We start from the raw sequence: 22,757 nt of genomic DNA, 5'->3' as shown, positions 1-22,757 counted from the left end.
AGATCAGAAAGGAGCCAGCCGTGCCGGAAGACATCACTTCAGAGCTGGAGTCCGAGGAACTCGTGCCCCCGGCCGAACCGAAGGCTGCCCACCAGCTGGACAAGGCCATCGAATCCCAGGCGGACCTCAGTGCAGAGATCAGCGCCATCGGCGAGGCCTACCAGCGCGCGCTCAAGGACGGCGCCAAAGCCGAGATCCAGCCCCGCCTGGACTACCCGCCCTACCGCAGCAGCATCCTGCGCCACCCCACCAAGAGCCTGCAGCACGCCGACCCCGAGACCATCGAGCTGTACTCGCCGGCGTTCGGGCACCAGGACGTGCACGCGCTGGAATCGGACCTGACCATCCAGCACAACGGCGAACCGCTCGGTGAGCGCATCATCGTCTCCGGCAAGGTCCTGGACGGCGACGGCCGCCCGGTAGCCGGCCAGCTCGTGGAGATCTGGCAGGCCAACTCCTCCGGCCGCTACATCCACAAGCGGGACCAGCACCCTGCCCCCATCGACCCCAACTTCACGGGCATCGGCCGCTGCATTACCAGCCCGGACGGCTCCTACCGGTTCACCACCATCAAGCCGGGCGCCTACCCGTGGAAGAACCACCTCAACGCCTGGCGGCCGGCACACATCCACTTTTCGCTGTTCGGCACCGAGTTCACCCAGCGCATCATCACCCAGATGTACTTCCCCGGCGACCAGCTGTTCCCGCTGGACCCCATCTACCAGACCATCGTGGACCAGGACGCCCGCGACCGGCTGGTGGCCACCTACGACCACAGCCTCACCGAACCCGAGTGGGCGCTGGGGTACAACTGGGACATCGTCCTGACCGGGCCCAAGCGGACCTGGACCGAAAATGAAGCATACGGCGACGCCGGGGATGAGGAGTAGGAACGATGAGCACCAAGCTGGTACCCACCCCCGGCCAGACCGTGGGCCCGTTCTACGGCTATGCCCTGCCGTTCGAGAAGGACAATGAACTCCTGGCCCCGGGCTCACCCGGTTCCATCCGCCTGCAGGGCACCGTGTATGACGGCGCCGGGCACACCATCCCGGACGCCATCCTGGAAATCTGGCAGCCTGACGCAGACGGCAAGGTTGTCCAGCGCACCGGGTCCCTGGTCCGTGACGGCTACACCTTCACCGGCTGGGGCCGCGGCGCCGTGGGCAACTCCGGCGTGTTCACCTTCACCACCGTCAACCCCGGTCCCACCAAGCCGGGTGCCGCACCCTTTATCTCCGTGGCGCTCTTCGCCAGGGGCCTCACCAACCGCCTGTTCACCCGCATCTACCTGCCCGAGGACACTGAGGCCCTGGCCAACGACCCCCTCCTCAGCGCACTCGACCCCGAGCGCCGCCGGACGCTGATCGCCCGCCGCGATCCCGACGGCGGCCTCACCTGGGACATCCGTCTCCAGGGCGGGGACGAAACGGTCTTCCTGGACTTCCAGTGACCCACGCCGCCGCCATGGGAGATCTGCGCGTCTTCGCGGAAGAGGCCGACGCCGGCCTGCTCAGTCCCGTCTCAGCGTCACCGCTGGTGGCGGCGCTGACGGGGGACCGGGCCGTGCTGGCGGCGATCCTCGCCGTCGAATCGGGCTGGGCCGCCGTGCTGCAACGGGCGGCCCTGGCACCTGCCGGTTCCGCCGCCGTCGTGGCCTCCGCCGCGGAGGCGGGGCGCTACGACCTGGCCGATATTGCGCTGCGTGCCCAGGGCGGCGGCAACCCGGTAATCCCGCTGCTGGCGGACCTCCGGAAGAAGGTGGCGGCGCTCGACACCGCGGGAGTTGGGGCGGCGAAAGCCGTGCACACGTCCCTGACCAGCCAGGACGTGCTGGACACCGCCCTGATGCTGCTGGCCCGGAACACCGTCCATGCCGTGCTGGCGGACCTGAAGGGCGCCGCGGCGTCGCTCGCCGCCTTGGCAGGGCAGCATGCGGACACGCTGTGCGTGGGCAGGAGCCTGACCCAACATTCCCTTCCCTTCACCTTCGGGCTGCGGGCCGCGCAGTGGTTCCAGGGCGCGGCCGCCGCGGGCCGCCAGCTGGAGGCGCTGCAATTTCCCGTCCAGTTCGGCGGTGCCGCCGGAACTCTCGCGGCCGGAACGGTGCTGACCGAAGGCTCGCACGCCACGCCGTTCAGCCTGGCCGACAACCTGGCCGCCCAGCTGGGCCTGGCCCCGGCGCAGGCTCCCTGGCACACCAACCGGCTGGCCATTACCTCACTGGGGCATGCCCTGGCTTCCGTCCTGGACGCCTTCGGCAAGATCGCCGCGGACGTGCTGTTCCTCAGCCGGCCCGAGGTTGCAGAGCTCGCTGAACCCCGTGCTGCCGGCCGCGGGGTTTCCTCCGCCATGCCGCAAAAGCAGAACCCGGTGCTGTCCGTCCTGGTCCGCAGCGCCGCGCTGCAGGCACCGCAGCTGGCAGCGCAGTTGCACGTGGCCGCCGCCACCTTCAACGACGAACGCCCGGACGGGGCCTGGCATGCAGAGTGGCCGGCTCTCCGGCAGTTGCTGGCTCTCACCCTCGGGGCCGCCGGCCACCTCCGCGAGCTTGCAGAGGGGCTGCAGGTGTTCCCGGAGGCCATGCGCCGCAACCTGGACCTTGCCGGACCGCTGCTGCTGGCCGAGGGCGTCACGGCAGCGGTGGCTCCGCTGCTAAAGGAGCAGGGCGGCCGCACCGGCAAGCAGCAGCTGCAGGACGTGGTGGACCAAACGCTGCAGGCGCCCCCCGCCGAACAGGCCGCCACGTACCGGAAGCTGCTCCGCGACGCTGTTCCCGCCGTCGTCGTCCCTGATGCACGGCTGGAAGAGCTCCTGGACCCCGCGAGCTACCTTGGCCAGTCGGCGGAGATTACCCGCCGCATCCTGGCAGCCTTCCCTGACTTTGTTTCCCCCGATGCGAATGGAGCTTCCCGTGGCTAAACCGGCCCTGAAGGCAGCGCTGCTGTCCCCCCAGCGAGTACTCGGAGACCACCCCCTGGTGGTGGCCGGTCCTTCCCTGGGCACCTCGTCCATCCTCTGGAACCGCGTGGCATCACTGCTTGGCAATGACTACGACGTAGTGGCGTGGGACCTGCCCGGCCACGGGGTTTCTCCGGCCGCCACCGACACGTTCGACGTCGCCGCGCTGGCCGACGCCGTGGTGGACCTGGTTGATTCGATCGCCCCCGGTGAGGCCTTCCACTACGCCGGCGTCTCCCTGGGCGGTGCCGTGGGGCTCCAGCTGGGCATCAGGCACGGGGAGCGTCTCAAGAGCCTGTCCGTGCAGAACAGCGGCGCCAAGATCGGTACCCCGGAGGGTTGGCTGGAGCGCGCCGAAACCGTCCGCACGCAGGGCACACCGGTGATGATCCAGGGCTCCGCGCAGCGCTGGTTCGCGCCGGGCTTCATGGATCGGGAGCCCGACTTCAGCAGCCAGCTCCTGCATTCCCTCCGGGACGCGGACCGTTTCAGCTACGCCTTCTGCTGCGAAGCGCTGGCCGCCTTTGACGTCCGGGCGGAGCTGGGCAGCATTACCGTCCCCACACAGGTCATCGCCGGCGCGCTGGACGCTGTGGCTACCCCGGCCATGGCCGAGGAAGTGGCCGCCGGAATCACTGCTGCCGGAGGCACTGCCACGGCCGTGACGGTCGAGGGCATCTCGCACCTTGCCCCGGCCGAGGCGCCTGCACATGTCGCCGACCTCATGCGCAGCCTCATCAGCTGGGCGGAATCCCGGGCGGCGGCCAAGTGAGCGGCACGGGACAGCAGCCCGCTGACCGTCGCGGCGTGGTCCAGCCTGGCGCCACCAGCCAGGAAATTTACGACGGCGGCATGGTGGTCCGGCGGGAAGTCCTGGGTGACGCACACGTGGACCGTGCCAATGCCAGTAAGGACGAGTTCACTGACGACTTCCAGGACATGATCACCCGCATCGCCTGGGGCGGCATCTGGACCCGGCCCGGCCTGACCCGGCAGATGCGCTCCGCGGTGACCATTACCGCCATGGTGGCCCACGGCCACTGGGAGGAGCTGGCCATGCACATCCGCGCTGCCATCACCAACGGCCTGAGCAGGGACGAGGTCAAGGAAATCCTGCTCCAGACCGCCATCTACTGCGGAGTTCCCTCCGCCAACACCGCCTTCAAGACCGCCCAGCAGGTCTTCAAAGAAATGGATGCACCTTCATGAACCAGGCTTTTGTGTACGACGCCGTGCGCACCCCGTTCGGTAAGTTCGGTTCCGGGCTTGCCGCTGTGCGTCCGGATGACCTTGCCGCGCACGTGATCAAGGAGTCCGTCCGGCGCGCCCCCGGGCTCGACGTTGAGCGGATTGATGAGGTGGTGTTCGGCAACGCCAACGGCGCGGGTGAGGAGAACCGCAACATCGCCCGGATGGGCACCCTGCTGGCCGGGCTCCCGGTGTCCATCCCGGGCACTACGGTGAACCGGCTCTGTGGGTCCTCGCTGGATGCGGCGATGATTGCTTCGCGCCAGATCAATGCTGGTGACGCGGACCTGATGCTGGTGGGCGGCGCGGAATCGATGTCCCGTGCCCCCTGGGTTTTGCCGAAGACGGAGAAGCCGTACCCGGCCGGGGATATGACCCTGGCGTCCACCACGCTGGGCTGGCGCCTGGTGAACAAGGCGATGCCGAAGGAGTGGACCATCTCCCTGGGTGAGGCCACCGAGCGGCTCCGCGAGAAGTACGGCGTGACGCGCGAGGCGCAGGACGAGTTCGCCGCAGCCTCCCACAACCTGTCCGCCGCCGCCTGGGACGAGGGCTTCTACGACAACCTCGTGGCCCCCGTCCCGGGAACGGACCTGGTCCGCGATGAAGGCATCCGGGCGGGTTCGTCGGCGGAGAAGCTCGCCGGGCTCAAGACCGTGTTCCGGACCGAGAACGGCACCGTCACCGCCGGCAACGCATCCCCGTTGTCCGACGGCGCCTCCGCGGCCTGGGTGGGTTCCGAGGCGGCCGCCGGGCTGCTGGGGTTGGATCCGCTGGCCCGTATCGCCGGGCGCGGCGCGCACGCGAACGATCCGCAGTACTTCGGCTACGCCCCCGTGGAAGCGGCGAACAAGGCCCTCGCGNCTGGCCCGTATCGCCGGGCGCGGCGCGCACGCGAACGATCCGCAGTACTTCGGCTACGCCCCCGTGGAAGCGGCGAACAAGGCCCTCGCGAAGGCGGGCATCGGCTGGGACCAGGTGGGCGCCGTCGAACTTAACGAGGCGTTCGCCGCGCAGTCCCTGGCCTGCATCAACGCCTGGGGGATTGACCACGACATTGTGAACCGGCATGGCGGGGCGATTGCCATGGGCCACCCGCTGGGCGCCTCCGGGACCCGGATCCTGGGCACCCTCGCCCGGTCCCTGCAGGCCTCCGGGGAACGCTGGGGCGTGGCTGCGATCTGCATCGGCGTCGGCCAGGGCCTGGCCGTCGTCCTCGAAAACGTCACCGCTGGAAAGGCGTAAGTAATGCTGAATTTTGTTGAGTCGGTCCAGGAGGCCGTGGCCGGGATCAAGGACGGCTCCACCGTGATGATCGGCGGGTTCGGCAACGCCGGCCAGCCGTTTGAGCTGATCGACGCGCTGCTGGAGTGCGGCGCCACGGACCTGACCGTGGTGAACAACAACGCCGGCCAGGGCGACCAGGGCCTGGCCCTGCTGATCAAGGAGGGCCGGGTGAAGAAGATGATCTGCTCCTTCCCGCGGCAGTCCGACTCCTGGCACTTCGACGCCAAGTACAAGGCCGGGCGGATCGAGCTCGAACTGGTCCCGCAGGGCAACCTGGCCGAGCGGATCCGCGCCGCCGGGGCCGGAATCGGCGGGTTCTTCACCCCCACCGGCTACGGCACCATGCTCGCCGAAGGCAAGGAAACCCGGTTCCTGGACGGCAAATGGCAGGTCTTCGAGACCCCCATCCACGCCGACGTCGCCCTGATCAAGGCGCTGAAGGCCGATGGCAAGGGCAACCTGGTGTACCGCAAGACCGCCCGGAACTTCGGCCCCATCATGGCCGCGGCCGCCAGGCACACCATTGCCCAGGTCTCAGAGATCGTCCCGACCGGTGGCCTGGACCCGGAGAACGTGGTCACCCCTGGGATCTACGTCAACAGCATCGTGACCGTTGCCGGCAGCGGCAGCGCAGCAGAAAAGGCGGCCTGAGATGAGCCTGACCGAAACATCCCTCCAGACCTCGGCGACGCCCCTGGGCCGCGACGACCTGGCCCGGCTCGTGGCGAAAGACATCGCACCGGGGTCCTTCGTGAACCTCGGCATCGGCCAGCCCACCCTGGTGTCCAACTACCTCACCGAGGAACAGAACATCACCCTCCACACGGAGAACGGCATGCTCGGCATGGGCCCCGAAGCCGTTGGTGACCAGATCGACGGCGACCTCATCAACGCCGGCAAGATCCCCGTCACCGAACTCCCCGGCGCCTCGTACTTCCACCACGCGGATTCGTTCGCGATCATGCGCGGCGGCCACCTGGACATCTGCGTCCTGGGCGCCTTCCAGGTCTCCGCCACCGGTGACCTGGCGAACTGGCACACCGGGGCACCCGGGGCGATTCCCGCCGTCGGCGGTGCCATGGACCTGGCCACCGGCGCCAAGGACGTTTTCGTCATGATGACCCTCCTCACCCGCGAAGGAGCCTCCAAGATCGTGGATGCCTGCACCTACCCGGTCACCGGCGTCGGCTGCGTAACCCGCGTCTACACGGACAAGGGCGTGTTCCTCACCGGACCCGACGGCGTGACCGTCCGCGAAACCTTCGGCTGCACCCTCCAAGAACTTCAGGAACTCATCCCCGTCCCCCTCAAACCCGCGGCGGCCGTCGCCGGTGGTTGAGCCCGTCGAAACCCGGACACCCGCAGCCCGGAACGGTGGCCGCCCCCTAGGATTGGTAACCATGACCGACGCCGCAGGGACAGAGACCAGGACCGCCCCGCAGGCCAGCGACCAGTATGTCCAGTCGCTGGCCCGGGGCCTGGCCGTGATCCGGGCCTTCGACGCTGAGCGTCCCGTCATGACGCTCAGCGAGGTCGCGTCCCGCACCGGCCTGACACGCGCCACCGCCCGCCGGTTCCTGCACACCCTGGTGGAACTGGGCTACGTCCGGACCGACGGCAAGACGTTCGCCCTGACGGCCAAGGTCCTCCAGCTCGGCTACGCGTACCTCTCGGGTCTGTCCCTGCCGCAGCTGGCGCAGCCGCACCTGGAGGAACTGTCCCTGAAGCTGGGTGAGTCCACGTCCGCCGCCGTGCTGGACGGCACCGACATCGCCTACATTGCCCGGGTCACCACCCGCCGGATCATGACCATCGGCATCACGGTGGGCACCCGCTTCCCCGCCTACGCCACGTCCATGGGCCGGGTACTGCTCGCGCACCTGCCCCCCGCGGAGCTCAAGGCTTACCTGGCGGCCGCGGACATCAAGCCGCTCACTCCGCGTGCCCTGGGAACAGCTTCCGAGCTGCTGGCCGTCCTGGAAACCGTCCGCACGCAAGGCTGGTGCCTGCTCAACCAGGAACTGGAACTGGGCCTCATGTCCGTCGCGGCGCCCGTGTATGACGGGGCCAAGGTGGTGGCAGCCGTGAACGTGTCGCTGCAGGCCCAATCGGTCGAGGCCAAGCCTGACCCCGATACCTACCTCGCGTCGGTGGCACAGGAGATCGTGGCCACCGCCAGGCTCATCTCCGCAGACCTCACTGCCCGGGGGTAGCTCCCCTTGCAGGCGGCATGAACCCGGGTCAGCGGCGAAACATTAAGACTCACTCGCTCCGCTCCCATTGATTTCACGGCATTTCTTCAGGCGGCCCTTTTAGGGTCCAGCCATGACCTCAAAAACCCTCGTTATCAACCTGGGCCTGGGCGCCGTCATTGTGGCCCTCGGCGCAGGCACCTACCTCACGGCTACCGCGGCTGGATCCACCACCCCGTCGGCGGCCGCGAGAACGGTAACGGTGAGCAAGGCGGCCATCTCCTCGGTGGCCACAGCGTCGGGCAATGTCGCCCCGCAAACCACCACGGTGGTCAACGCGCAAAACTGCAGCGGCGTGATCCTCTCGGTGGCAGCAACCCTGGGCCAGCAGGTCACTGCCGGCCAGCCGCTCCTCTCCATCGATCCCACCAACGCCCAGAACGCCCTCAACGCCGCCCAGGCCCAACTGGATTCCGTGACGGCCCAGGCCAACCAGCAGCAGGTGTCCGCCGCCGGGCAGGTGGCCACCGCAAACCAGGCCCTGGTCAACGCCCAGCAGTCTGCCGGCCTGGACTCATCGCAGCAGTCGGCCACCGTGGCCGCGGCCCAGAAAGCTGTTGATGCCGATAACGCTGCCGTGACCGCCGCCCAGGCCGTGCCCGTCCCCAGCCCGAAGCCTGCCAACTGGACGGACCCGGTGGCGGCAGCCCAGAACCAGCTGGCCAAGGACCAGGCCGCGCTGACCCAGGCCCAGAACCAGGAGGCTTCCACGCAGCTCAAGGACAAGCAGCAGGTTGCCTCCGCCACCACGGCCCTGGGCAACGCCCAGAACAGCGCGGCCTCGGCAGGGGGCACCAACGTCACCAGCGCCCAACTCGCCGTCGAAACGGACAAGGCCAACCTCGCCGCCTGCAACCTGACCTCACCCGTGGCCGGAACCGTCACGTCGGTCAGCGCAACGGCCGGCGCGCTGACGGGATCCTCCCCGGCGTCCTCGGGAGGTTCCTCCGGAGCAGCCAGCGGTGGCGCCGGAGCGGCGTCGTCCGCCTCGTCCGGGAACTCGTCGTCCGGCGGGGCAAGCTCCGGCAGCGGCCTGGTCACCATCAGCGACACGGGCCACCTGCAGGTGGTGGCCGGCTTCTCGGAGTCCGACGTCACCAGCATGAAACCGGACCAGACGGCCCAATTCACCTTTCCCGCACTGGCGCAGGACCCGGCCGCGGCACCAGTCACCGGCAAGGTGGTCTCCATAGCCCAGACCGCGAGCACCACCAACGGCGTGGTCACCTACCCGGTGACGGTCTCCATCGCCAATCCACCGGCAGGGCTGAAGCTCGGCCAGAGTGCCAATATTTCGGTCACCACGGCCACGGCCGACGACGCCCTGGTGGTCCCCAGCCTGGCCATCACCACTACGGGGAACCGGCTGACGGTCAACGTCCTGAAGAACGGCACCCCCACACCGGTGACGGTCACCACCGGGATCAGCGCCAACGGGCGCACCCAGGTCCTGACCGGCCTCGCCGAAGGGGACCAGGTGGAACTGCCGGCCATCTCCAGCACCCTTGACACCGGCAGCACCCCCACCGGCGGCGGCTTCGGCGCCGGCGGCCTGGGCGGCGGCGGCAACAGGGGCGGCGCCCGGAACGGCGGCCAGTAGGCATGCCCACTGTCATCGAACTGTCCGGCGTCAGCAAGGTATACGGCAAGGGCGAGGCTGAGGTCCGCGCACTGGACAAGGTGGACATTTCAATCGAGCGGGGCGACTTCGTGGCCATCATTGGGGCTTCGGGATCCGGCAAGTCCACCATGATGAACATCATCGGCTGCCTCGATGCCCCCAGCACTGGAAGCTACCGCCTGGACGGCATCAACACCCGGGAACTGGACGAATACCAGCAGGCACAGATCCGCAACCGCAAGATCGGCTTCGTGTTCCAGAACTTCAACCTGATCTCAAGGACCAGGGCCGTGGACAACGTGGCCATGCCGCTCGCCTACGCGAAAGTGGGGCGGCAGGAGCGGCGCAGCCGCGCACTGGCCATGCTGGATACCGTGGGACTGTCCAGCCGCGCGGGACACAAACCCTCGCAGCTTTCCGGCGGCCAGCAGCAGCGCGTCGCCATCGCCAGGGCCCTGGTGACAAACCCGGTCCTCCTCCTGGCCGATGAGCCCACCGGAGCGCTGGATTCGCGGTCCTCCAACGAGATCCTGGATCTCTTCGGGACCCTGCACGCCAGTGGGCGGACCATCGTGATGATCACCCACGAAATGGACGTCGCAGAGCGTGCAGGCCGGGTGGTGCGGATGCAGGACGGCAGGATCGTCTCCGATGTCCGGCAGCAACCGGTGCCCGCGGGAACCTTTGCGGTGGCGCCGTGAACCTCCTCGAATCCGCGCGGTTCGCCCTGTCCGGGGTGGCCGCCAACAAGATGCGTTCGGTCCTCACCACGCTGGGAATCCTCATCGGCATTGCCGCTGTCATCATCCTGCTCGCGGTCGGAGCCGGGACCAGCAACAACATCAAAGCCCAGATCGGCAAGCTGGGCACGAACGTCCTCACCGTCAGCCGTTCCACCAGCGTGGGTGGACGCAGCACTGGTGGACAGGCCGGGACAAGCCGCACCCGCAGCACCAACCTCACCCTCGACGACGAGCATGCGCTCACGGACGCAGTGCTGGCACCGGATGTCGCCCGGACGGCGCCGATCGTCCAGGCGCAGGGCGTCACCGCAACGTACACCAACGCCACCCATTCCGTGGCGAGCTTCCTGGGAACCACGGCGTCGTACTTCGATATCACCAACAGCGCCATGGCGTCCGGGGCGTCCTTTACAGACGCCGACCAGCAGGCGGGGAATCCCGTGGCCGTCATCGGAAACACGGTGGCCAGCGACCTCTTCGGCAACGCCACCGGTTCCGCGGTGGGCCAGACCATCCAGCTGAACGGCCAGAACTTCACGGTGTCCGGAGTCCTCGCAGTCAAGGGGTCCACGGGCCTGAACGATCCGGATGACATCGTGGTGGTGCCCTTCTCCGCCGCGCAGAACAAGTTCACCGGGTACGCGCCCACGCTGGCATCGATTACCGTGCAGGCTGCCTCCGCGGACGTCATGAACCAGGCCCAGAACGAGATCCAGATGATCCTGGACGCCCGCCACCACGTTGACTCCACCAACCGCGACTACCAGGTGCGCAACCAGGCGCAGATCCTCACCACCGCCACCAACACGACCCAGACGCTGACCATCCTGCTCGGCGCCGTGGCGGCCATCAGCCTCCTGGTGGGCGGGATCGGCGTCATGAACATCATGCTGGTCACGGTGACCGAACGCACCCGCGAGATCGGCATCCGAAAGGCGATCGGTGCGTCCAGGGGCAGCATCGTGACGCAGTTCCTGATCGAGTCCCTGGTGATTTCCGTCATCGGTGGAGTGGCCGGGATCGCCGTCGGCTTTGCCGGCAGCGCATTCCCCGTCCTCGGAGTCCAACCTGAGGTGCAGGCCTGGACGGTCTGGCTGTCCCTGGCGGTATCGGCCGTCATTGGACTGGTTTTTGGGGTCTACCCCGCCAACAAGGCCGCAAAGCTGCGGCCCATCGATGCCCTCCGCTATGAATAGGAAACCCGTGAACAGTTCCAGTCCAGGCAATCCGGACACCGCCGACGTCACCGAGGCGCTGTCGGCTCCGGTCTTCCTGACGGCGTCAGGCGGGGAGTCCGCGCCCTTCCCCGACGAACCGGCAGAGGCCCAACCCGCCGACGAGCCCTTCATTCCCAGGAAGCGCTATACGCCGGGCCGCTCCACGAAGGTCCTGGTGTGCGTGCTGTTGGTGGTGGCCGGGTTCTTCGGCGGCTCGATGGTGCAAAAACAGCTGGACATGGGTGCCCGGGGCGCCCGCACCAACGTGGGGAACTTCCAGGGAACCAATGGCCGTTCGGGTGCCGGCAACGGCAACAATGCCGGGACGCAGACACCGGGCCAGGGACGGCGCAGCCAGAACAATGGGGCAGCCCCGGTCAGCGCCCCGGCGGCGCCGGCCGGACAATAAGGCGAAAAAGGCGGACGACGGCGGTCCATCCCGCCGTCGTCCGCCTTTTGTTTGCTGCCTTGCCGGGAAGGCCCCTACCGCACGTGGTTGCCCAGCTCGCGCAACGGGGTCTTGGCGGTCTCCCGCGCCCACCAGGCCCCTGCGACGGCAAGGACGGATGAACCGGCCACGATCCAGGCAGCCGGTCCCCAGTTGGCCTTGTCCGCGCCCACCAGGGCCGTGCCGAGCAGCGGGGTGAAGCCGGCGCAGAGGATGCCGATCTGCAGGCCGATGGCCATGCCGGAATAGCGGACCTTGACGTTGAAGAGCTCCGCGAACCAGGCCGGGTAGATGGCATTGGACATGGCGTAGGTGCCGGCTGTGATCAGGGTGCTGGTCAGGAAGATCATGGGGATGTTCGCGGTGGAGATGACCCAGAAGTAGACGAAGATCATGGCGCCGGAACCAAGGACGCCGCCGATGAAGATGGGGCGGCGGCCAAAGGTGTCCGACATCCGCGCCAGCAGGGGCTGGCTGACGATGGCCAGGACGTTGCCCAGGATGCTGACCCACAGCATGGTTGAGGCCGGGACGCCTACCGAAACCGCATAGGCCAGGCCAAAGGACTGCATGAAGGTATTGGTGACGGTCTCGAAGGACATCAGCGCCACCTGGAAGAACTGGGCGGGGTGGGTCTGGAACATCTTGGCGAAGGGGAGCTTCACCAGTTCGCCGTGGTCATGCTTTTCCTCGAAGACCTCCGGCTCCTCCAGCGAGCGGCGTACCAGGTAGGCGACGATGAGGACCACCAGGGAGAGCCAGAACGGAATCCGCCAGCCCCAGGCGATCCGTTCCGCTTCGCTCATGGCAGCCACTGGCAGGAAGGCAAGGGACGCCAGCACGATGCCGGCCGAGATGCCGCTCATGGCGAAGCTCGCGAAGAAACCACGGCGCCCCTCAGGGGCTTCCTCCGTGGACAAGGCCGAGGCGCCGGCGGTCTCGGCCCCGGCGGACAGGCCCTGCAGCAGGCGCAACACCACCAGCAGCCCTGGGGCCCAGTAGCCTGCCAGGCTGAAGTCCGGCAGGGCGCCGATCAGGAACGTGGCGCTGCCCATCAGGACGAGGGTGAGCACGAGGGTGTTCTTGCGGCCGATCTTGTCACCCAGGTGCCCGAACACCACTGCTCCGAACGGCCTCGCGACGTAGGCGACACCGAAGGTGGCAAAGGACGCGATGAGCGCCACGGTGGGGTCACCCGCAGGGAAGAAGATCTTTGAGAAGACGAGGGAGGCGGCCGTGGCGTAGATGAAGAAGTCGTAGTACTCCAGTGCGCCGCCGAGGAAGGCTGCCAGTGCTGCCTTTTTTGCGCGCTTGAGACGGCGCTGCGCCTCAGGCGTCGACTGGGCCTGGGCTCCTGCTGCGATGTTGGTCATTGTGGGGTCCCTTCCACGCTGAAGGTGGGGATCTTTTTTCTAATTTGTACGCATACCGAACAAGTGTGCGAAATGCGTCTAGAAAGAGGATACTAGCCGGTGACGGCAATCACAACGTCGATGTCGGCGAAAGGTGGATCTCTGTATGGAACCGCGCACCCAGGCTTTCCGGCTGGTCCTGATCGGGTCGGCGGCTTCCCAGGCCATGTCGCCCGGGCTTTGGAACCCGGTCCTGGCCCGGCTGGGCAGTGGCTGGACGTACGAGGCATGGGATGTCCCAGCCCACGGCGATCTTGCGCAGGTCCGCAGGAGGCTCCTGGAACCGGATATGCTCGCCGCCAACGTGACCATGCCGCACAAACACTGGGCGGCTGAAGCAGCCGACAGTGCCGACGAGTCCGTGCGGCTGAGCGGGGCCTGCAACCTGCTTCTGCGGGCAGGCGGGGGCCTGGAAGGCCACAACACCGACGTCACCGCTGCCGAAGTGCTGCTCGGCAACGCCTACCAGCGCCATGCCCTCCTGCTCGGAGCAGGAGGAGCCGCCCGTGCAGCCCTCATTGCCATCCGGGAAAACGTGGGCACCGTGTCCATCACCGACCGCGATCCCCACGCTTCCGCGGAGTTGCTGGAGCTTGCGCGCGAGCTGGGCCTCGACGCCCGCAGCATCACATGGAAGGAAGCCCGGGAGGCCGCCGCTGGTGCCTCCCTGATCGTCAACGCGACGCCCATCGGAAAAAACACGTCGGACGCGCCGGCCTGGGGCGGTGCTGTGCTGGCCCCGGACGCCGTTGTGTACGACTTCGTGTACGCCCGGCATACCACCGCCACCGTTGCCTGCGCACAGGCAATGGGTGTGCGGTGCATCGACGGGTGGGACCACCTTCGGGAGCAGGCGGTGGCCATGGTGCCACTTCTGGGCCTGGACAGCGCAGCCGGCAGTCTCCTGCAGGACACGCTCGTCCGGCTTCGGGATACCCACTAGGTTGGCCGCTGCCGGGCCGGATCTTCCCCCGCCCGATATGATCGGACAGGTGCGAACGACCGGCAGTCCCGTGCCGGCATGCCCGGTGGCTTCGGAGGGAACAGCAACGTGGAGGAGCAGGCAGGCTACTTCGTTAAGTCGGTTGAGAAGGCCTTCGATGTCCTGCTTGCCTTCACCCCGGACCAGCCCCGGCTCACCGTCTCGCAGGTGGCCGCCCGGACTGACATGACGCGGGCATCTGCCCGGCGCTTCCTGCTCACCCTCGCTGACCTTGGCTACCTCCGTGCTGACGGGCCGGCTTTCGAGCTGACTGCACGGTCCCTGGATGTGGGCCGGTCGTACCTGGCCGCACTGACGCTGCCCCGGGTGGCCGAGCCGCATCTGAGGGACCTGGCGGCGGAACTCAACGAGACAACCTCGCTGTGCATCCTGGATGGCGGTGACGTGGTCTACGTGGCCTGTGTTCCCTCACCGCGCCTGCTGAGCGTCTCCATCACGGTGGGTACCCGCTTCCCGGCCTGGGCCACCTCCATGGGCAGGGTCCTCCTCGCGGGACTCCCCGCGCCGCAGCTGGAGGAGTACCTCCACTCGGTCCGCCTGCAACGCTTCACTGACCGCTCCATCGGCAGCGTCGAGGACCTGCGTGCCGAGGTGGAGGCGGCAAGGACCAGGGGCTGGTCCATGGTCTCGCAGGAACTGGAGGAGGGTCTGCGGGGCGTGGCCGTTCCGGTCCTGCGCGGACATGAGGTGGTGGCCGCGGCCAACGTTTCGCTGCAGACCCACAGGGCAGCGGCCCAGGACATCGAAGCGTCAGTCCTGCCCCAGCTGATGGAAGCCGCACGGCGCATCGCGCTCGACTACGGCGGACCCGTACCCCAGGCCGCCCGTGCCACCCCCAAGGCGGCCCGGGCCGCGCACTGACCGAGGTTCCCGGTGCGGCTGAGGTAACGCTTTGCCACCGAAGCCGGCACCCCTACTCCCGCAGCGGCAGCAGTGGCCCTAGACTCTAGCCAACTGCGTGCAGCAGAGCCGCTGCATTGCTCGTCAGGAAGAGGAGTTGGCGGGTGAAACTGGGGATTCCGCGGGAACGCCGGGAGGGCGAGCGGCGAGTGGCCGCCACCCCGGATACCGTCAGGCAGCTGACGGGCATGGGCCTGGACGTCGCCGTCGAAAGCGGGGCCGGGGACGGCGCCGGGCACGCAGACACCGAATACCGCAACGCCGGTGCGGCCGTTGTACAGGAACTGGACATCTCCGCCGTCGACATCCTGGCCCACGTCCGTCCCCTGGACCCGGGCGTTGCCGCGTCCCTCAAAAGGGGAGCCGTGGCCGTGGGGCTCGCGTCACCGTCGTCCGAACTCCCGGCCGTGCAGGCGCTCGCGGACAATGGGGTGACCTCTTTCGCCCTGGAACTGGTGCCCCGCATTTCCCGCGCCCAGTCCATGGATGCCCTGACTTCCCAGGCGCTGGTGGCCGGGTACCGCTGCGTGCTGGAGGCCGCCATCCGGCTGCCCCGCTTCTTCCCGTTGTACATGACGGCCGCGGGTACTGTCCCGCCGGCCCGCGTGCTGGTGCTCGGCGCAGGTGTGGCCGGCCTGCAGGCCATCGGCACGGCCAAACGCCTGGGCGCGCGGGTATTTGCCAACGACATCCGCCCGGCTTCAGCAGACGAGGTGGCGTCCATGGGCGGAACGTTCATCCGGCTGGACCTTGAGACCGCGGAAGCGGCCGGCGGCTATGCGCGGCAGCTGAGCTCCGACGCCGGCACCCGCCAACGGCAGCTGCTGGCGCCGCACGTGGCGCAGTCGGAGGTATTGATTACGACGGCGGCCGTCCCCGGGCGCCCGGCCCCCCTCCTGGTAACCCGCGAGATGGTGCAGGGGATGCGCCCAGGCTCGGTCGTCGTCGACCTGGCGGCAGAGTCCGGCGGCAACGTGGAGGGCTCCGTGCCGGGCCAGGACATCCCCATCCCCACGGCCGACGGAACCGGGCACATCACGCTGGTGGGGCTGAAAGACCCCGCTTCCGCCATGGCCTCGGACGCCTCCCGCCTCTACGCCAAGAACGTGGCCAACCTGCTGGCACTCATGGTCCGGGACGGTGCGCTTGTCCTCGACTTCGATGACGAAGTGGTGGCGGGCGCCTGCCTCACCCACGGCGGGGAGGTGCGGCACCGGCCCACCGCGGAGCTGCTCGCAGAACGGACGGCCACGGCTGTGGCCCGGCAGGAAGGAGCGCTCTGATGGACGGAACGGCCCTGTTGACCATCACGGTGCTGGCGGTGTTCGTCGGCTTCGAGGTGGTGTCCAAGGTGTCCAGCACCCTGCACACGCCGCTGATGTCCGGCGCGAACGCCATCCACGGGATCATCCTGGTGGGTGCCATCATCGTGGCCGGGCAGGCAGCGGACCCGTGGGTCCTGGCGGTGGCGCTGCTCGCCGTCGTCCTGGCCACCGCCAACCTGGTGGGCGGCTTCGTGGTGACGGACCGGATGCTGCATATGTTCCACGCCAAAAAGGACGCAGCGCGGAACGTTGCCGGACCCGGGGCAGGCAGTAAATGAGCGTCGTCGATCCGGTCTGGACCTCCCTGCTCTACCTCGCCGCGGCGGTCTGCTTCATCCTGGCCCTGCGCGGGCTCAGCTCTCCCCGCACCGCGCGCCGCGGAAACCAGGTGGGGGCACTCGGGGCGCTGATCGCCGTCATCACTGTCTTCCTGTCCGCCCGGCTGGAGAACATCCCGTGGATCCTGGCTGCCATCGCCATCGGGTCCGCCGTGGCAGCCCCGGTGGCCCGGCGCGTGAAAATGACCCAGATGCCGCAGCTGGTTGCCCTGTTCAACGGGGTAGGCGGCGGGGCGGCGGCCCTGGTGGCGCTCCTGGAGCTGGGCCACGCGGACAACCCTTGGGTGCGCGTGGCCATTGTCTTCACGCTCCTGGTGGGTGCCGTGTCTTTTGCCGGATCAGGCATCACCTTCGCCAAGCTGCAGGAACTCATGACCACCCGGCCCCTGGTGTTCCCGGGCCTGCCGGTGGTGATGGCCGTGGTGCTGCTCGTCGCTGTGGCCGCGGGCGTGGCCGTGGTGATGACCGCTTCGCTGCCCCTTGCGGTCCTCCTGCTGGTCCTGGGCCTTGGCGCCGGTGTCCTGCTGGTGCTGCCCGTGGGCGGCGCCGACGTACCCATTGTCATCTCACTGCTCAACGCCTTCACCGGCCTGGCCGTCGCGGCGTCCGGCCTGGTGCTGGGCAACGTCCTGCTGGTGGTGGCCGGCACCCTCGTGGGCGCCTCCGGCACTATCCTCACCCGGGCCATGGCGGCGGCCATGGGGCGCAGCGTGGCGGGCATCCTGTTTGGTGCCTTCCGCGGAGGTTCGACGGCGGGATCCACCGCCGTGAGCGAGCGTCCGGTGCGTTCGTCCTCGCCGGAGGACGTGGCGGTCCTGCTGGGCTACGCCCAGCGGGTGATCATCGTCCCCGGCTACGGCCTGGCGGTGGCCCAGGGCCAGCATACGGCCGCCGAACTCGCCCTGGCGCTGGAAGCCCGCGGCATTGAGGTGGATTTCGCCATCCACCCGGTGGCCGGCCGAATGCCCGGCCACATGAACGTCCTCCTCGCCGAGGCCAACGTGCCGTACGAGTCGTTGAAGGAGATGGGCGAGATCAACCCCGAGTTCAAGACGACGGACGTGGCCCTGGTGGTGGGCGCCAACGATGTGGTCAACCCGGCCGCCAAGACCTCCTCCGGGTCCCCGATCTACGGCATGCCCATCCTGGAAGTGGCGGAGGCGCGGCAGGTGGTGTTCCTGAAGCGCTCCATGCGCCCGGGGTTTGCCGGAATTGAAAACGACCTCCTGTACCAGCCGCAGACGTCCCTGCTGTTCGGGGATGCCAAGGACTCGCTGGCCCAGGTGCTGGGTGCGGTGAAGGCCCTGTAGGCCGCCGCGCTGCGCCGGACCGCCCCCGTGGCGGGTTACCCTTCTTTCAGAAGCTTGCTTTCCATCCCCCATCAGAGGACGCCATGACTGACATCAGCTCCACTTCGCCCAAGCGTGCCGCCATCATCGTGAATCCTGCCAAGCCGGTGGACATCGACGTGCGCGGCCTGGTGGCCAAGCACTGCGTGGAAAACGGCTGGGGGGAAGCCATCTGGCTTGAGACCACCAAGGAGGACCCCGGCGTGGGGCAGGCCAGGGAAGCGCTGGCCCAGGGTGCGGACATCGTGATCGCGGCCGGCGGTGACGGGACCGTGCGCTGCGTGGCCGAGGTGCTCTCCGGCGGGGATACCCCCATGGGCCTGCTGCCCCTGGGCACCGGGAACCTGCTGGCCCGCAACCTGGGCATGGACGTCACCGATTACGACGGCGCCATGGCCGGTGCGCTGATCGGTGCCGAACGGAAGATCGACGTGGTCCGTGCCCGCCGCAGCGACCCGGACAAGGACCAGCTGTTCCTGGTCATGGCCGGCATGGGTTACGACGCCACCATCATGGCGGACACCAACGAGGACCTGAAGGACAAGGTGGGCTGGCTGGCCTACGTGGATGCCGGCATCCGCAACCTGCCCGGCAAGCCGGTGAAGGCAACCGTGGTGATCGACGGCCAATCAGTGGTCCACCGCGGCGTGCGCAGCGTCATGGTGGGCAACTGCGGCAAGGTCCAGGGCGGACTGGAAATCTTCCCGGACGCCAAGATCGATGACGGCCTGCTGGACATTGCCGTCCTGGCACCCCACCACGGCAAGCTGGGCTGGCTGTCCGTGCTGGCCGGCATCATCGGCAAAGGCAGGAACAGGGACACCGCCGTGGAGTACTTCCAGGGCAAGACCGTGGAGATCACCCTGGAGCACAAGGATGACTACCAGCTGGACGGCGACCACGAGGGCCAGGGCAAGCACGTGCTCATGATCATGGAGCCCGGTGCCCTGACCCTGCGGATGTAACAGCCCGGCGGCTGCAGGGGTTCTACCCCAGCAGCCGGCCCCAGCGGGCATCCAGCAGTGGCGCGTCCGCGAGCTTCAGGGCGTGCCAGAGCGTGACGGCCACGGAATCCAGGACCGGAACTCCTGTGGCCTCCTCGATTTCCCCGGTGATGTTGGCCCCGTACAGGTTGGTGCACAGGTACACCAGGGCGTCAGGCGCTGCGGCCGCGAGTTCCAGGGAGCCGGGGCGCATTTCGTCATCCGTGACCCGGGCAAAGGATTCGTTGTCGCTCAGGCCCAGGGCCCGGTGGTCCACGGTTTTGATCCCTTCGCGCTCATAGCAGGCGATCACCTGGCGGTTCACGTCCTCCGTGTAGGGCGTGAACAGGCCGATCCGTTCCGTGCCGAAGGCCCGGAACGCCTCAAGGTAGGCCAAGGTGGAGGTGGTGGCCGGGATACCCGTGGCGCCGGTGATCTCCGCGGCCAGTTCCTGGTCGTGGGACGACCCCAGCCATGAGCCGGACGTGCCGTTCCAGGCAATCACGTCCACGTCCGCCGTCGCCAGCAGCTGTGCCGCCCCGCGCATCACCGCGGGGTCGAACTGCCGGTCGGAGGAGTCATCAAGGGCGATGCGGGTGACGGGGATCCGGGTGAAGTGCACCGTGACGTCGTCCCGGCCGCCCAGGATGCGGTACGTCTGGGGTTCCAGGCAGGTGTTGGAGGACGGCACGATCATGCCGATGCGGCGGGGGCGTGTAATTGCAGGCATGGAGGCTCCTAGAAGATCCCGGCGGGCTCGTGCGATTCGGCTGCTGTTGATTGATGCTCCCTGAAGCCGTTGCGGTGGATGAAGCGTCCCGCAGCGCCGGGGTCGTGGAAGCCGTCCGTGTCCAGGACCACGCGGCCGTTGGAAACAACGACGCCGGGCCAGCCCGTGAGCGCCCTCCCGTCAAAGGGCGAGAAGTCAGTTCCCATGTGCAGGGCTGCGCCGTCCACCGTGCGTTCCTCTGCGGGGTCGAAGACCACCAGGTCGGCGTCGAACCCCTCGGCGATGCGGCCCTTGCCCGGGACGGCGTTGATCCTCGCCGGTTCAGCGGAAAACGCGCTGACGAACTGTTCCACCGTGGCACCTGCGGACGTCATGGCCGTGAAGGTGACCGGCATGCGCGTCTCCACTCCGGGAAGTCCGTGCGGCATGGCACGCACGTCGTCGGTGCGCTCGCGTTTCTGGGACAGGTCGTAGCAGGAGTGGTCGGAGGACATGGTGTGGATGGCACCGGACACCAGCCGCTCCTTGAGGGCAGCCACGGTTTCCGCGCTGCGCATGGGCGGGCAGCAGGCGAACCATTCAGGAAAGGCGGAGGCGTAGACGGTGTCGTCCAGCGTGACATAGTGCGGGCAGGTTTCGGAGTACGCGTCGAGGCCGCGCTCGCGTGCCTGCCAGACCAGGTCCACGGCGCCTGGCGTGGACTGGTGGACGAAGTAGACCGGCGCGCCCGTGTATTCGGCCATGGCCAGGGTCTCCTTGACGGAGATCTCCTCAGCCAGCTCGGGCCGGGTCCGGTGCAGGTGTTCAATCCCGATCCGGCCGTCCTGGGCGTGCTGTTCGGTGCAGTCGGCAATGATGGGGTCGTGCTCGGCATGGATGTACGCGAGCCCGTCCAGCCGCACCATTTCCCGCATGACTTTGAGGATGGTGTCGCCGTCGGCCATGGTGGTGCCGCGGTTGGTGGTGTACATCTTCACCGAGCGGACGCCTTCCGCGGCCAGTTGCTCAAGCTGCCACGGCACCGTTTCGTCCCAGCTGACCACTGCGCCGTGAAGCGCCACGTCGCAGCGGGACTCGGTGGCGAGCTCCTTCTTGTGCAGGACGGCGGCCAGCGGAGTTTCCTGGGCGTCCCGGGGGATGCCGAAGTCGATGATGGTGGTGGTGCCGCCCCACAGGGCTGCGGTGGACGTGGTGCGGTAGTCGTCGAGCGTGCGGAAGCGGCCGGTCACCTGCGCCACGTGGCAGTGTCCGTCCACGCCGCCGGGGATCACGAGCTTGCCCGTGGCATCGATGGTGCGGCCGGCTGCCGGGATGGGCTGGGTGGCATCCACGAGGGCTGCGATCCGGCCGCCGGAAACCACGATGTGGGCTTCCCGGCGGCCGTCGCTGTTCACCACGGTGGCGTTGGAAATAACAAGGTCTGGCTGGTGGGACATCGGTGTCCTTCCTGGAATGGTGAAGTCTGCTTAGGCTGCGGGGTGCGGGGTTCCGGCGTGTTCCTGGCGGGCCGCGAAGACGGCGTCCAGGTTGCCGGAAAGGCCCTTGCGGTCCTTGGCCGGCGGCGGGGCGAAGGCTCCGGCGCGGTGCAGGCCGGACTGCAGCGCTGCCACGGCCTCCGCCATGCGGATCCCGGCGGAGATCCCGTCAACCACCGGTACGGGGATTTGTCCCTTGAGGTCGCGGGCCAGCCCCGCCAGCGGTGCGCCGGCAAGGATGACGACGTCGGCACCATCCTCGGCTACGGCCTGCCGGCTGAGTGCCAGCAGGGTTTCCCGGAAGTCCTGCTGGACGGAGGCGATGCTGGTGAGGGAGTCGTTGATGGAGCGGATGGAAGCAAGCCGTCCCGCCAGGCCGAAGCGCTCCACGCACTCCCGGTACCAGGGTTTGATGCGGTCGGAGATGGCGATGATGGAGAACCGGTGGCCCTGCAGCGCTGCGGCGGACAGGGCGGCCTCGGTGATGCCGATGACGGGGACGTCCGCCATTTCCTTGAGTGCCGGCATGCCGGGGTCGCCAAAGGCAGCCACCACCACGGCGTCCACCGGGTCTGCCCCGGGCCGGGTGTGTTCGGCGATGATTTCGGCTACTGCGCCGGCGGCGATGAGGGCTTCGAAACGGGTCTCGATGTACTCCACGCCGTGGCCGGCGGTCCGGACCAGCAGTTCGGTGCCGGGGGAGGCGGAGCGGAGGGCCTCGGATTCAATCAGCGCCGTGACGTCGGCACTGATGTTGGGGTTGATGACCAGGAGTTTCATTTTCTCTTCCGGTGGAATTCTGGTTCGGTCTTCTGGAAGTCCTCGGGGAACTGGTCCCGGTACTTGCCAATGTGGGATGCGGACTGGGCGGCTGCCCTGTCCGGGTCGCCGCTGGCGACGGCGGCATAGAGTTCGCGGTGTTCGCGGATGAGCTCGGGCAGGTCGCTGACGTGCCGGAAGAGCCAGTGCATGCGGCCCTGGAGGGGTTCCAGGGCGGACTTGAGGAAGTTGTTGTCCGCGATGGCCGTGATGGCGTCATGGAATTCGCTGTTGGCGCGGTGGGCCTCCATGACCGAACCCTTGGCCAGGAAAGCCTCCGCGTTGTCCAGCAGCCCCTTGAGGTAGGCCAGGTCCTGCGTGGTGGCCCGCTTTGCGGCGAGCCGGCAGGCCAGGACCTCCAGGGACTGGCGGACGTCGAAGAGGTCCTCCACGTCCTTGGGGCTGAGGCTGCTCACCTCGGCCCCGCGGGCGCCCCGGTCGCTGATGAGGCCTTCCTGGCGGAGCATCCGCAGGGCCTCGCGCACCGGCAGCCGGGAGACGGAGAATTCCGCAGCGAGGTCGCGTTCCACCAGCCGCGTGCCGGGAGCGTAGTGTCCTTCGAAGATCCGGGTGCGGAGGGTGTCCCGGACAGTCTCGCGAAGGGGGCGGTCCTTGTCCTGGGTCTCTTCTGCGGTCAGCATGATGC

Annotated in this window: 23 protein-coding genes and 1 pseudogene; 19 read left to right on the top strand and 5 right to left on the bottom strand. The window is 68.1% G+C overall.

Features of this window, described 5'->3' with window-relative positions; all coding sequences use genetic code 11:
- Window positions 1-20 precede the first annotated feature (20 nt).
- The 13 genes and pseudogenes from pcaH (at window position 21) to VXJ37_RS16205 (ending at window position 11,738) form a co-directional block, all read left to right on the top strand.
- A complete protein-coding gene (pcaH, locus tag VXJ37_RS16265; protein WP_331324074.1) occupies window positions 21-890 on the top strand; it encodes a protocatechuate 3,4-dioxygenase subunit beta in 870 nt (289 codons plus the stop codon).
- Window positions 891-895: 5 nt separating this feature from the next.
- On the top strand, window positions 896-1,453 hold the full coding sequence (gene pcaG, locus VXJ37_RS16260) for a protocatechuate 3,4-dioxygenase subunit alpha (protein ID WP_331324073.1): 558 nt from the start codon (window positions 896-898) through the stop codon (window positions 1,451-1,453).
- A 14-nt stretch (window positions 1,454-1,467) separates the two neighbouring features.
- Window positions 1,468-2,922: a lyase family protein gene (locus VXJ37_RS16255; RefSeq protein WP_331324095.1), complete on the top strand. Its 1,455-nt coding sequence runs from the start codon at window positions 1,468-1,470 to the stop codon at window positions 2,920-2,922.
- Window positions 2,915-3,733 carry an alpha/beta fold hydrolase gene (locus VXJ37_RS16250; protein WP_331324072.1) on the top strand — a complete coding sequence of 273 codons (819 nt, stop codon included), beginning with the start codon at window positions 2,915-2,917 and terminating at the stop codon, window positions 3,731-3,733. The genes VXJ37_RS16255 and VXJ37_RS16250 overlap by 8 nt, the downstream gene beginning before the upstream one ends.
- Complete coding sequence (gene pcaC, locus VXJ37_RS16245; protein ID WP_331324071.1) at window positions 3,730-4,170, top strand: 4-carboxymuconolactone decarboxylase; 441 nt, start codon at window positions 3,730-3,732, stop codon at window positions 4,168-4,170. The genes VXJ37_RS16250 and pcaC overlap by 4 nt, the downstream gene beginning before the upstream one ends.
- A pseudogene (locus VXJ37_RS16240) lies at window positions 4,167-5,454 on the top strand (thiolase family protein). The gene pcaC and the pseudogene VXJ37_RS16240 overlap by 4 nt, the downstream one beginning before the upstream one ends.
- Window positions 5,455-5,457: 3 nt before the next feature.
- Window positions 5,458-6,147 carry a 3-oxoacid CoA-transferase subunit A gene (locus VXJ37_RS16235; RefSeq protein ID WP_331324069.1) on the top strand — a complete coding sequence of 230 codons (690 nt, stop codon included), beginning with the start codon at window positions 5,458-5,460 and terminating at the stop codon, window positions 6,145-6,147.
- A gap of 1 nt (window position 6,148) precedes the next feature.
- The gene (locus tag VXJ37_RS16230; RefSeq protein WP_331324068.1) at window positions 6,149-6,835 is read left to right on the top strand and encodes a 3-oxoacid CoA-transferase subunit B; all 687 of its coding nucleotides are present in this window, start codon (window positions 6,149-6,151) and stop codon (window positions 6,833-6,835) included.
- A 61-nt stretch (window positions 6,836-6,896) separates the two neighbouring features.
- The gene (locus VXJ37_RS16225) at window positions 6,897-7,709 is read left to right on the top strand and encodes an IclR family transcriptional regulator domain-containing protein (RefSeq protein WP_331324067.1); all 813 of its coding nucleotides are present in this window, start codon (window positions 6,897-6,899) and stop codon (window positions 7,707-7,709) included.
- A 112-nt stretch (window positions 7,710-7,821) separates the two neighbouring features.
- On the top strand, window positions 7,822-9,348 hold the full coding sequence (locus VXJ37_RS16220) for an efflux RND transporter periplasmic adaptor subunit (protein WP_331324066.1): 1,527 nt from the start codon (window positions 7,822-7,824) through the stop codon (window positions 9,346-9,348).
- 2 nt (window positions 9,349-9,350) lie between these two features.
- Window positions 9,351-10,070 carry an ABC transporter ATP-binding protein gene (locus VXJ37_RS16215; protein ID WP_331324065.1) on the top strand — a complete coding sequence of 240 codons (720 nt, stop codon included), beginning with the start codon at window positions 9,351-9,353 and terminating at the stop codon, window positions 10,068-10,070.
- Window positions 10,067-11,308 (top strand): ABC transporter permease, encoded by a 1,242-nt coding sequence (locus tag VXJ37_RS16210; RefSeq protein ID WP_331324064.1) that lies wholly within the window; start codon window positions 10,067-10,069, stop codon window positions 11,306-11,308. Before VXJ37_RS16215 ends, VXJ37_RS16210 begins: the two co-directional genes overlap by 4 nt.
- A 7-nt stretch (window positions 11,309-11,315) precedes the next feature.
- Window positions 11,316-11,738 carry a hypothetical protein gene (locus tag VXJ37_RS16205; RefSeq protein ID WP_331324063.1) on the top strand — a complete coding sequence of 141 codons (423 nt, stop codon included), beginning with the start codon at window positions 11,316-11,318 and terminating at the stop codon, window positions 11,736-11,738.
- A gap of 74 nt (window positions 11,739-11,812) precedes the next feature.
- Here the strand turns inward: VXJ37_RS16205 and VXJ37_RS16200 are convergent, their stop codons facing one another.
- Window positions 11,813-13,150: an MFS transporter gene (locus VXJ37_RS16200; protein WP_331324062.1), complete on the bottom strand. Its 1,338-nt coding sequence runs from the start codon at window positions 13,148-13,150 to the stop codon at window positions 11,813-11,815.
- A 145-nt stretch (window positions 13,151-13,295) separates the two neighbouring features.
- Here VXJ37_RS16200 and VXJ37_RS16195 point away from each other — a divergent pair, with 145 nt between their 5' ends.
- From VXJ37_RS16195 to VXJ37_RS16170, 6 genes are all read left to right on the top strand, one after another.
- On the top strand, window positions 13,296-14,132 hold the full coding sequence (locus VXJ37_RS16195) for a shikimate dehydrogenase family protein (protein ID WP_331324061.1): 837 nt from the start codon (window positions 13,296-13,298) through the stop codon (window positions 14,130-14,132).
- A 108-nt stretch (window positions 14,133-14,240) separates the two neighbouring features.
- Window positions 14,241-15,053 (top strand): IclR family transcriptional regulator domain-containing protein, encoded by an 813-nt coding sequence (locus VXJ37_RS16190; protein ID WP_331324060.1) that lies wholly within the window; start codon window positions 14,241-14,243, stop codon window positions 15,051-15,053.
- A gap of 143 nt (window positions 15,054-15,196) precedes the next feature.
- Window positions 15,197-16,375, top strand: a complete 1,179-nt coding sequence (locus VXJ37_RS16185; RefSeq protein WP_331324059.1) for a Re/Si-specific NAD(P)(+) transhydrogenase subunit alpha — start codon at window positions 15,197-15,199, stop codon at window positions 16,373-16,375.
- Window positions 16,375-16,695, top strand: a complete 321-nt coding sequence (locus VXJ37_RS16180; protein ID WP_331324058.1) for an NAD(P) transhydrogenase subunit alpha — start codon at window positions 16,375-16,377, stop codon at window positions 16,693-16,695. The genes VXJ37_RS16185 and VXJ37_RS16180 overlap by 1 nt, the downstream gene beginning before the upstream one ends.
- The gene (locus VXJ37_RS16175; RefSeq protein WP_331324057.1) at window positions 16,692-18,065 is read left to right on the top strand and encodes an NAD(P)(+) transhydrogenase (Re/Si-specific) subunit beta; all 1,374 of its coding nucleotides are present in this window, start codon (window positions 16,692-16,694) and stop codon (window positions 18,063-18,065) included. Before VXJ37_RS16180 ends, VXJ37_RS16175 begins: the two co-directional genes overlap by 4 nt.
- Window positions 18,066-18,148: 83 nt before the next feature.
- Entirely contained in the window at window positions 18,149-19,069 is a 921-nt protein-coding gene (locus VXJ37_RS16170) for a diacylglycerol/lipid kinase family protein (protein ID WP_331324056.1), read from the top strand.
- A gap of 22 nt (window positions 19,070-19,091) precedes the next feature.
- Here the strand turns inward: VXJ37_RS16170 and VXJ37_RS16165 are convergent, their stop codons facing one another.
- From VXJ37_RS16165 to VXJ37_RS16150, 4 genes are read right to left on the bottom strand one after another with little or no spacing between them, the layout of a single operon-like run.
- Window positions 19,092-19,817: a maleate cis-trans isomerase family protein gene (locus VXJ37_RS16165; RefSeq protein WP_331324055.1), complete on the bottom strand. Its 726-nt coding sequence runs from the start codon at window positions 19,815-19,817 to the stop codon at window positions 19,092-19,094.
- Window positions 19,818-19,825: 8 nt separating this feature from the next.
- Window positions 19,826-21,253: an amidohydrolase family protein gene (locus tag VXJ37_RS16160; protein WP_331324054.1), complete on the bottom strand. Its 1,428-nt coding sequence runs from the start codon at window positions 21,251-21,253 to the stop codon at window positions 19,826-19,828.
- A gap of 30 nt (window positions 21,254-21,283) precedes the next feature.
- Window positions 21,284-22,072, bottom strand: a complete 789-nt coding sequence (locus tag VXJ37_RS16155) for an aspartate/glutamate racemase family protein (RefSeq protein WP_331324053.1) — start codon at window positions 22,070-22,072, stop codon at window positions 21,284-21,286.
- The gene (locus VXJ37_RS16150) at window positions 22,069-22,752 is read right to left on the bottom strand and encodes a GntR family transcriptional regulator (RefSeq protein ID WP_331324052.1); all 684 of its coding nucleotides are present in this window, start codon (window positions 22,750-22,752) and stop codon (window positions 22,069-22,071) included. Before VXJ37_RS16150 ends, VXJ37_RS16155 begins: the two co-directional genes overlap by 4 nt.
- Window positions 22,753-22,757: the final 5 nt, after the last annotated feature.

It is taken from the genome of Pseudarthrobacter phenanthrenivorans, from assembly GCF_036455295.1.
Lineage (GTDB): Bacteria > Actinomycetota > Actinomycetes > Actinomycetales > Micrococcaceae > Arthrobacter > Arthrobacter phenanthrenivorans_C.
This window is presented reverse-complemented; position numbering and strand designations above follow the sequence as displayed.

Bases quoted from the DNA above. Each gene is read 5' to 3' on its own strand.
- VXJ37_RS16165 (WP_331324055.1), bottom strand. From the start codon at position 19,817: ATGCCTGCAATTACACGCCCCCGCCGCATCGGCATGATCGTGCCGTCC.
- VXJ37_RS16230 (WP_331324068.1), top strand. From the start codon at position 6,149: ATGAGCCTGACCGAAACATCCCTCCAGACCTCGGCGACGCCCCTGGGC.
- VXJ37_RS16195 (WP_331324061.1), top strand. From the start codon at position 13,296: ATGGAACCGCGCACCCAGGCTTTCCGGCTGGTCCTGATCGGGTCGGCG.
- VXJ37_RS16175 (WP_331324057.1), top strand. From the start codon at position 16,692: ATGAGCGTCGTCGATCCGGTCTGGACCTCCCTGCTCTACCTCGCCGCG.
- VXJ37_RS16220 (WP_331324066.1), top strand. From the start codon at position 7,822: ATGACCTCAAAAACCCTCGTTATCAACCTGGGCCTGGGCGCCGTCATT.
- VXJ37_RS16225 (WP_331324067.1), top strand. From the start codon at position 6,897: ATGACCGACGCCGCAGGGACAGAGACCAGGACCGCCCCGCAGGCCAGC.
- VXJ37_RS16235 (WP_331324069.1), top strand. From the start codon at position 5,458: ATGCTGAATTTTGTTGAGTCGGTCCAGGAGGCCGTGGCCGGGATCAAG.
- VXJ37_RS16170 (WP_331324056.1), top strand. From the start codon at position 18,149: ATGACTGACATCAGCTCCACTTCGCCCAAGCGTGCCGCCATCATCGTG.
- pcaG (WP_331324073.1), top strand. From the start codon at position 896: ATGAGCACCAAGCTGGTACCCACCCCCGGCCAGACCGTGGGCCCGTTC.
- VXJ37_RS16150 (WP_331324052.1), bottom strand. From the start codon at position 22,752: ATGCTGACCGCAGAAGAGACCCAGGACAAGGACCGCCCCCTTCGCGAG.
- VXJ37_RS16160 (WP_331324054.1), bottom strand. From the start codon at position 21,253: ATGTCCCACCAGCCAGACCTTGTTATTTCCAACGCCACCGTGGTGAAC.
- VXJ37_RS16155 (WP_331324053.1), bottom strand. From the start codon at position 22,072: ATGAAACTCCTGGTCATCAACCCCAACATCAGTGCCGACGTCACGGCG.
- VXJ37_RS16180 (WP_331324058.1), top strand. From the start codon at position 16,375: ATGGACGGAACGGCCCTGTTGACCATCACGGTGCTGGCGGTGTTCGTC.
- VXJ37_RS16215 (WP_331324065.1), top strand. From the start codon at position 9,351: ATGCCCACTGTCATCGAACTGTCCGGCGTCAGCAAGGTATACGGCAAG.
- VXJ37_RS16255 (WP_331324095.1), top strand. From the start codon at position 1,468: ATGGGAGATCTGCGCGTCTTCGCGGAAGAGGCCGACGCCGGCCTGCTC.
- VXJ37_RS16200 (WP_331324062.1), bottom strand. From the start codon at position 13,150: ATGACCAACATCGCAGCAGGAGCCCAGGCCCAGTCGACGCCTGAGGCG.